The sequence below is a fragment of the uncultured Ligilactobacillus sp. genome, assembly GCF_948826705.1.
In the GTDB taxonomy this organism is placed as follows: Bacteria; Bacillota; Bacilli; order Lactobacillales; family Lactobacillaceae; genus Ligilactobacillus.
Window position 1 is genome coordinate 1 of sequence record NZ_CAQLEL010000116.1, and the last position, 8,310, is coordinate 8,310.

Here is an 8,310-nt window from a genome sequence, read left to right on the forward strand (position 1 = left end):
ATCAGTAAAGGAATCTATTGAATATTTCAACACGCAACGTGCATATGCATCAAAAAACGGCTTGACCGCAGAAAAATTCCGCGTTCAAACCGCATAAACTATTTTTCTATTTAAACTGTATACTTGACGGACCCCAGTGCCAATTGACAGGTTTTTTAACTGATATTTTAGATCAATACAGCTCTAGGTATTGATCGCGTTCCCATTGGGAGACTTCTTGACGATATGCCTCCCACTCTAAACGTTTAGCTTCAATAAAGTTGTTGTATAGGTGTGGCCCCATCGCATTGATGATCACTTCATCAGTTCGCAAGGCTTTTAGCGCATTATGCAAGGTCGATGGTAGATCCTCGATCCCGTTGGCTTTGCGTTCTTCTTCCCCCATAACATAAATGTTACGGTCAACTGGTTTTGGTGGTTCGATCTTATTTTTCAAACCATCTAACCCGGCCGCTAAGACAGCAGCTACTGCAAGATATGGATTAGCCGATGGATCAACACTGCGTAATTCGACCCGGGTGGATAAACCACGAGCGATCGGTACACGGATCAACGGTGAACGGTTATGACCAGACCAAGCTACGTAAACTGGAGCTTCGTACCCTGGAACTAAACGCTTATAAGAGTTGACTGTTGGATTCATGACAGCTGTATAATTACGCGCATGCTTTATCAAGCCACCCAAGAAATAGCGCGCTTCTTGGGAAAGTTGCTCTTCAGCATTTTCGTCGAAGAAAACATTGCCCTTTTCATTGAAAAGTGACATATTCAAGTGCATCCCTGATCCATTGATCCGATCAAGTGGTTTTGGCATAAATGTTGCGTGTAGACCATATTTTCTAGCTACAGTTTTAACAACTAGTTTAAATGTTTGGATATTATCACAAGCATGTAATGCATCTGCGTATTTAAAATCAACTTCATGTTGACCAGGAGCAACTTCGTGATGTGAAGCTTCAACATCAAAGCCCAACTTTTCTAATTCCAACACGATATCACGCCGACAATTTTCGCCTAAGTCGACTGGAGCAAGGTCAAAATAACTTCCCTTGTCATTTAGATGTGTGGTTGGTTTTCCTGTTTCAGGATCCAATTTGAATAAGAAAAATTCTGGTTCAGGTCCAATGTTGAAGTCAGTAAAGCCTAATTCTTTCATTTCGTCCAAAATGCGGATCAAATTATTTCTTGGATCCCCATAGAATGGTGTTCGATCAGCATTGTAAACTTCACAGATCAGGCGTGCAACTTTCCCGTGCTCACTTCCCCACGGAAAGATCAACCAGGTTGATAGATCTGGATAAAGCCACATATCGCTTTCTTCGATCCGCACAAAGCCGTCGATCGAAGAACCATCAAACATCATCTTGTTATCTAACACTTTGTCAAGTTGGCTGATCGGAACTTCCACGTTTTTGATCGTACCGTAGAGATCAGTGAACATCAAGCGCAAAAATTGCACATGCTCATCTTTTGCCATTTTACGAATTTCATCTTTGGTGTAGCTAGGTTTTGCCATACTGATTGCTCCTTGTAATTTGATTAGAGACCGTTATTTCGGAAAGAAAATTGATTTTGCTTACTCAAACCGCTGACAGCCACGAATTCATCGTGCAAGATCCGTCTAACATCGGCATCTGTCAGCGATTTTTCACGTTTAGCTTGGCGTTTTGCCTCTTCTTGGGCTCGCTCAGCATAGATCTGCTTGATACCAGCCATATTGATACCCTCAGCCAAATAATCCTTGACTTCTAATAATTTATCAATATTATTCAACGAATACATCCGACGATTACCTTCATTTCGTTCAGGTATGACCAATCCCTGTTCCTCATAATAGCGGATCTGCCGTGCAGTTAGGTCGGTAAGTTTCATGACCGTCCCGATCGGCAAAACAGCCAATGAACGGCGTAACTCTTTTTCCTTCATAACATCCTCCTTTGGATCACTCCATTATCATAGCAACTCTAAATTGCATTGTCAACTACTTATGTCACATCTTATAACATAGAATGATGGATATTTATTTTTTTAGTAAAAAAAGCCGAGTATAGACCCGACTTTTGACTTATCAATCTTTATAAAATGCTTCTTTAGCAGCTGCCGTGACGGCTAATTTAACATGCGCATAAGATAGCCCACCTTGAATGTAGAGACAGTATGGTTCACGCAAAGGACCATCAGAGGAAAGTTCGATCGTCGACCCTTCTGTGAAGCTCCCGGAAGCCATAATAACTTGATCTTCATAGCCATCCATATAACTTGGCACTGGATCAACAAAGGCATTCATTGGTGAATTATGCTGGATCGCAGCACAAAACTTGATCATCGGTTCAGGCTTTCCAAATGTGACCGTTTGGACAAGATCTGTTCGCGGTGCATCCCATTTAGGCGAAACCTCCATTCCAAGTTCTTCTAGTAAAGCTGCCGTATAGATCGCACCTTTGATCGCTTCACCCGTTGTATGTGGTGCCATAAAGACCCCTTGATAGAAATCACGTAGATATCCCCAAGTTGGACCTTCAGCCTTGCCTAAACCAGGAGCATAAAGTTGCGCAGCTGCCTGAGCCACTAAGTCTTTACGCCCAACGATAAAGGCACCACCCTTAGCGATCCCTGCACCAGCATTTTTGAATAACGAACCCGCCATCAGATCTGCCCCGTAAAATGATGGTTCGGTTGTTTCTGAAAATTCGCCGTAACAATTATCGATGAAGATCATTGCATTTGGAGCATATTGTTTTACAAATTCGATCATTTCTTTAACTTCATCAACGACGAAACTATCGCGGGTCGCATAACCACGTGAACGTTGGATCGCGACCATCTTGATCGACTTATTATTTTGTAATTTTTCTTTGACCGCATCATAGTCGACTTTGCCTCGTTCATTTAATGGAGTGTAATCAAAGTTGATATCATATTCTTTAAGAGTTTTAGGATTATCGCCCACAACACCGATAACTTGTTGGATCGTATCATACGGCATCCCCGTCATATAATAAAGAGTATCTTTAGGACGTAAAACACCATAAAAAGCAGTTGCGATCGCATGTGTCCCAGAGATAAGTTGCGGACGAACTAAAGCATCATCGACTTTAAAGTAGTCAGCAAAGATAGCTTCAAGTTTTTCACGTCCTATATCATCAAAACCATATCCAGTTGAACCGACCAGATCTTCTTCAGCGACCCGGTGTTTTCTAAACAAGCTTAACAAGCGTTGTTGATTGTAGAGCACTTGTTCATCGATCTTTTGCAAGTGGCCACTGATCTTTTCATCGACTTTTGCCACCTTTGCGATCAGATCCTCTGGTAAGTTTTGTTTCCATGAATTTAACATTGAAAATCCTCCATTATTTTGCGAGCCAGTCCGTAACTAACTCAATGATTTTTTCTTTTTGTGCTGGATGTTGCACGATATCAAACCAATTAACATCCATCTTATTGCGAAACCATGTCAATTGACGTTTGGCATAGCGTCGTGAATTTTGTTTGACTGCCAAGACAGCCTCTTCAAGCGTGCTCTTATCCTCAAAATATGGATAAAATTCCTTATATCCGATCCCTTTTCCCGGGGGTAATTCAGCTCCGCCTTGCTCATAGAGAAAACGGGCTTCTGCCAACAATCCCTGTTCTAACATCAGATCGACCCGTTGATTGATCCGTTCGTATAATAAAGCTCTTTCCGTCGTCAACCCGATGATCAAGGCGTCGTAAGCTAAACTTTCTTGATCAGCCTGACTGGAAAATAAATTCCCCGTTTTTTCATAGACCTCTAAAGCTCGCACGACCCGTTGTTCATTTTGAAACGGGATCTTCGCTGCTGCTTTAGGGTCGATCTGGGCTAATTTTTCCCATAACTTTTTTTGCCCATGTTCAGCCGCAAAAGCATGCCATTTGTTGCGTTCAGTCTCAGCCTGAGCATAACTATCCTGCCCCAATTTAAAATCATTTAATAACGCGTGAAGATAAAAACCAGTTCCTCCCGCTAAGAGCGGTAGTTTATCTTCTTTAGCGATCATTTGAACATCTTGTTTACAATGCGCAATAAAATCAGCTACAGAAAAGCGCTGATCGATCTCATTTATATCAAGCATATAATGCTTGATGCCCTGCATTTCTGCGGATGTTACTTTAGCCGTCCCAATGTCTAGACCTCGATAGATCTGCATCGAATCCCCAGAGATGACCTCACCATTGAATTTTTGGGCTAATTCAACAGCTAATGCCGTTTTCCCCACTGCAGTTGGCCCCACGATCATTAGTAGCTTTTGTGCCATTATCTTTCCTTTCTATAAGACTAATTTATTCACATGATTAATACTATCATATTTTTTAGCCAAAAGAGTTAAATACTGGATATTTTTTGGCTAATCATTCATAATAGGAGTAGTAATTCAAAAAGGAGGAATTCCCCTATGAAGACATTTGGTAAAGGCTTCTTAGTTGGCACGTTAACTGCTTTTAGTGCAGTTGCAGGTTGTGTTTACGCATTCAAGAAGACTGTAGTTGAACCGATCGAAGAACGCGAAGCAGTGTTGGATCAACATCGTCGTCGTGCATTGCGCAAACGCCGTTCTTCCCATCAAGGATAGTAGATAAGCTACCCACTCCATTTTTTGGGAGTGGGTATTTTTATTTACTTTATCACGTCTTAGTGATATCATAATGATATCGTAATGCTAAAATATTTTTTAAGTGAGGTTCCTTATGGACAAAGATGAAATGACGACTTTCTTATTTCGGTTGCCAACTTCATTAAAAGAAAAACTAAGTAAGAAGGCTAAAGAAGAAAATAAAAGTGTCAATGCAACATTGCAATCGATCGTTGATGAATCTTTAACTAAGCCCACTAATTCTGAGTCCTTGGAGAAACGAATGTTCTTAGGTAAACGCGTTTCGGCTAGGCAATTCGACGAACTTGATGGTCTAGTCAAAGTTGATGGCATCTATTATCGCTACTTGATCGAAAGTAACCAACCTTTAGAACTCGGTCACGACTACATCATCATCGAAGCAGTGGGGAATATCTTAACTTTACGACCACTTAATAATAAAGAGGAGTGAACCATTATGTTTGGGATCAAGATCGTTCGACAAAACTGTAAGGGACTCGTTGAGACCTTAGGTAAATATTCACGTTCAGTCGATGCTGGCTTACAATTCTATGTCCCTTTCTTTCAAAAGATCCGGACAGTTGAATTAGCTATGCATCCACTGCGTTTACAAAAATATTCTGTTATCACGCAAGATAATGCCGAGATCGAGGCAAGTGTTACTTTGAACTACCACGTTACTGATGCTAAAAAGTATACTTATGAAAACTCTGATTCTGTGGAATCTATGGCTCAGCTAGTTCGCGGGCATCTACGCGATATCATCGGACGAATGGATCTAAACGCTGCGTTAGGTTCGACCTCTAAGATCAATGCTGAGCTTGCACATGCAATCGGAGATCTGACAAATATTTACGGGATCAATGTCGATCGAGTCAACATTGATGAATTGACCCCTTCAAAAGAGATCCAAAAAGCCATGGACAAACAGTTAACAGCCGACCGTGAGCGGGTAGCTGCGATCGCTCGAGCCGAAGGGGAAGCCCGCAACATCAAATTAACGACTGACGCTAAAAATAAAGCCTTAGTCGAAACTGCACAAGCTCAAGCCCAAGCAACGAAAACACGGGCTGACGCTGAAAGTTACCGGATCACCAAGATCCAAGAAGCTTTAAAAAATGTTGATGATAATTACTTCAAAGATCAAAGTATCACCGCTTTTACCAACCTTGCTGAATCAGATACTAATCTAGTCGTACTTTCAAAAGAAGATATTACCGAACTAGGACAAGTACCTGTTATTAAAAAAATGTTAGACCAGTAATGTCCCCTAGAGTGTGGGAAAGCACGAAAAACCGCTACGATGTGTATTTTAGCATCATAGCGGTTTTTGTTATCGGCTGGGAGTTATGTATTTTTGATGTTTTAAAAGCCAAATAAAAACTTTGTTACAGCCGTATTTTTTACAAAAATATGGGTGACAACTTTATCGCTATCACCCATACCCACTAAATTTTTTTAGTTTTCTTTTTACCATCCCATTTAGAGTAGCCACCCTTTAAAATGTAGATGTCATTAAATCCTTCTTTTTTCAAACGAGCTGCGATCCGGATCGGCATCGCTTTAGTCGTATCATAGAGATAAACTGGTGCATCTTTACGCAATGCATTTTCATAGAGCTTGAATTGTGCAAACGGCATATTTCTTGCCCCTAAAATATGTGAGCGACCAAACTCTGCACTATCGCGTAGATCGATCACTTGGCCTTTACGTAGGCCTTGTTTGAACTCATCGCTTTCAACGATATGAGCAACTTTTTTGCCCCGGTACCACCAATATAGTTGTGTACCAAGCATCCACAATAAGATAATGACCAAAACAAGGTCGATCCAAAGCCATGCTGAAATTTCACCCAATACTAAACTCATTAAAAAACCTCCTAGACTAAAACAGTCTCACCCAAAAGCGAGACTGTTTAATTGATCAATACGTTTATTTAAATTCCAAAGCTAAAGAAGCAGCCCCGATAACCCCAGCAGAGTTACCTAATTGTGCTAATTTTAGTTTTGTCGTATTGCGGATCGTTGGGAATGCAAATTGCTTGAAGTAAGCTTCAACTTGATCCAATAAGAAATCACCAGCAGCAGAAACACCGCCACCGATAACAACATATTCCGGGTGCAAAATACTACTGATATTAGCACTTGCCAACCCTAAGTAATAACAAACCCGATCAACAACACGTTTAGCCAAGATATCATCTTGTTTAGCTAGATCAAAGACCATCTTTGAGCTGATCTCTTCACCATTATCTAGAGCGCGCTTCAATTCAGAATCGCCTGCAAATTCTTCAGCCATATCACGTGCTACCCGTACAACACCGGTAGCTGAAGCATAAGTTTCTAAACAACCTTTGTTACCACACGTGCAAAGATAGCCATCAGGTTGAACGTTGATATGACCAACTTCACCCGCTGCGCCTAAACCGTGCAACAAGTTGCCATCAGCGATCAAACCGCCACCAACACCGGTACCTAAAGTAATAAATGCAACGTTATCAGCATTTTCACCCGCACCTTTCCAACGTTCACCTAAAGCAGCAACGTTAGCATCGTTATCAAGCGCAAACTTGATCCCTGTACCTTTTTCGATCTCAGCTTTAACATTTTGAACTGTCTTCCAGTTCAAGTTGTAAGCACCAACGACCGTTCCAGCAGCCCGATCAACGGTCCCTGGTGTCCCCATCCCAATACCGATAAATTGGTCTGGTGTCATTTCATATAAATTCAAGTGATGGTTGATCGATTCAATGATATCAGGTACGATATGTGAACCTTCATCTAAAATGTTAGTTTCAATACTCCATTTTTGTTGGATCTCACCATCTGATGTTAAAATTGCAAATTTGATCGTTGTCCCACCAAGGTCAACGCCGATAAGTTTCTTGTCCATACTAATATGTCTCCTCAAATCTAAATATCCTTAGCTGCTTCGTATTGTTCCTCAATGCGGTGTTCCCGCGTCAAGACTAGTTTGGCACTCAAAAAGACTTGTTTATCGATCGCATCAGCTTTATATAAATTGTCCAACTCGATCGCCATCAATTCGATATCCCAAAGCCTTTTACCAACATAAACAAAGATCCCGAAATGCTTCAAAAGCTGTTGAACATCATATAACGTCTTCATGAAAACCTCTCCCTCAAAATTATACTGGATATTGCCAATGATTGAAACCGGTTTGCAACAATAATCCATATACAACTACTAGAGCAACAACACTAACGATCCGTTTCATCCTTGGAATAGATCCTACATTAGGTACACCGACTGCATAAGAAGTCAGGAAGCCGGCTAAGAGTCCACCTAAGTGTCCCCAGATATCTATACCTCCTGCAAAGAGATCAAAACCAAGGTTAAGTACGATCAAAACCAAAAATTGCCGTGAGATCATTCTGATATACTGGTTCTGTCTAAATGATTCTCCTAGCATCAAATAGGCGCCAAAAAGCCCAAACAGAGAAGTACTTGCCCCTGCTGAAATATTGTTTGAGAGCGCAAAACTCAAAATGTTGCCTCCCACACCACTTATTAAATATAAGACTAAAAAACGCCACTTGCCGAATAGCTGTTCTAGCTGTACTCCCAGAAAATACAATGTCAATAGATTTAAGGCTAAATGCTCTAATCCGATATGAATAAACATCGGTGTGAACAAGCGCCAAAGCTCACCTTGAATGATCAAAGGGTTATATTTA

At 41.0% G+C, this 8,310-nt stretch carries 11 protein-coding genes; 3 read left to right on the forward strand and 8 right to left on the reverse strand.

Annotation, left to right across the window (positions count from 1 at the left end; all coding sequences use genetic code 11):
- Nucleotides 1-172: 172 nt before the first annotated feature.
- The 4 genes from glnA to miaA form a co-directional block, all read right to left on the reverse strand.
- A complete protein-coding gene (glnA, locus tag Q9Q35_RS08465) occupies nucleotides 173-1,516 on the reverse strand; it encodes a type I glutamate--ammonia ligase (RefSeq protein ID WP_304652975.1) in 1,344 nt (447 codons plus the stop codon).
- Between the two features lie 23 nt (nucleotides 1,517-1,539).
- The gene (locus Q9Q35_RS08470) at nucleotides 1,540-1,926 is read right to left on the reverse strand and encodes a MerR family transcriptional regulator (RefSeq protein ID WP_289190388.1); all 387 of its coding nucleotides are present in this window, start codon (nucleotides 1,924-1,926) and stop codon (nucleotides 1,540-1,542) included.
- A 142-nt stretch (nucleotides 1,927-2,068) separates the two neighbouring features.
- On the reverse strand, nucleotides 2,069-3,337 hold the full coding sequence (locus Q9Q35_RS08475) for a methionine gamma-lyase family protein (protein WP_304652976.1): 1,269 nt from the start codon (nucleotides 3,335-3,337) through the stop codon (nucleotides 2,069-2,071).
- Between the two features lie 13 nt (nucleotides 3,338-3,350).
- Nucleotides 3,351-4,277, reverse strand: a complete 927-nt coding sequence (miaA, locus tag Q9Q35_RS08480) for a tRNA (adenosine(37)-N6)-dimethylallyltransferase MiaA (RefSeq protein WP_304652977.1) — start codon at nucleotides 4,275-4,277, stop codon at nucleotides 3,351-3,353.
- Nucleotides 4,278-4,415: 138 nt separating this feature from the next.
- Here miaA and Q9Q35_RS08485 point away from each other — a divergent pair, with 138 nt between their 5' ends.
- The 3 genes from Q9Q35_RS08485 (at nucleotide 4,416) to Q9Q35_RS08495 (ending at nucleotide 5,877) form a co-directional block, all read left to right on the forward strand.
- Nucleotides 4,416-4,592, forward strand: a complete 177-nt coding sequence (locus Q9Q35_RS08485; protein WP_004047366.1) for a DUF3042 family protein — start codon at nucleotides 4,416-4,418, stop codon at nucleotides 4,590-4,592.
- 115 nt (nucleotides 4,593-4,707) lie between these two features.
- Nucleotides 4,708-5,064 carry an Arc family DNA-binding protein gene (locus tag Q9Q35_RS08490; RefSeq protein ID WP_304652978.1) on the forward strand — a complete coding sequence of 119 codons (357 nt, stop codon included), beginning with the start codon at nucleotides 4,708-4,710 and terminating at the stop codon, nucleotides 5,062-5,064.
- 6 nt (nucleotides 5,065-5,070) lie between these two features.
- Nucleotides 5,071-5,877, forward strand: a complete 807-nt coding sequence (locus tag Q9Q35_RS08495) for an SPFH domain-containing protein (protein ID WP_304652979.1) — start codon at nucleotides 5,071-5,073, stop codon at nucleotides 5,875-5,877.
- 184 nt (nucleotides 5,878-6,061) lie between these two features.
- Here the strand turns inward: Q9Q35_RS08495 and Q9Q35_RS08500 are convergent, their stop codons facing one another.
- The 4 genes from Q9Q35_RS08500 to Q9Q35_RS08515 form a co-directional block, all read right to left on the reverse strand.
- The gene (locus Q9Q35_RS08500) at nucleotides 6,062-6,481 is read right to left on the reverse strand and encodes a rhodanese-like domain-containing protein (protein WP_304652980.1); all 420 of its coding nucleotides are present in this window, start codon (nucleotides 6,479-6,481) and stop codon (nucleotides 6,062-6,064) included.
- A gap of 64 nt (nucleotides 6,482-6,545) precedes the next feature.
- The gene (locus Q9Q35_RS08505; RefSeq protein ID WP_304652981.1) at nucleotides 6,546-7,505 is read right to left on the reverse strand and encodes an ROK family glucokinase; all 960 of its coding nucleotides are present in this window, start codon (nucleotides 7,503-7,505) and stop codon (nucleotides 6,546-6,548) included.
- A gap of 20 nt (nucleotides 7,506-7,525) precedes the next feature.
- A complete protein-coding gene (locus Q9Q35_RS08510; RefSeq protein WP_004047356.1) occupies nucleotides 7,526-7,741 on the reverse strand; it encodes a YqgQ family protein in 216 nt (71 codons plus the stop codon).
- 19 nt (nucleotides 7,742-7,760) lie between these two features.
- Nucleotides 7,761-8,310 (reverse strand): rhomboid family intramembrane serine protease (locus tag Q9Q35_RS08515; RefSeq protein ID WP_304652982.1); only part of this gene is annotated, 550 nt, incomplete at its 5' end.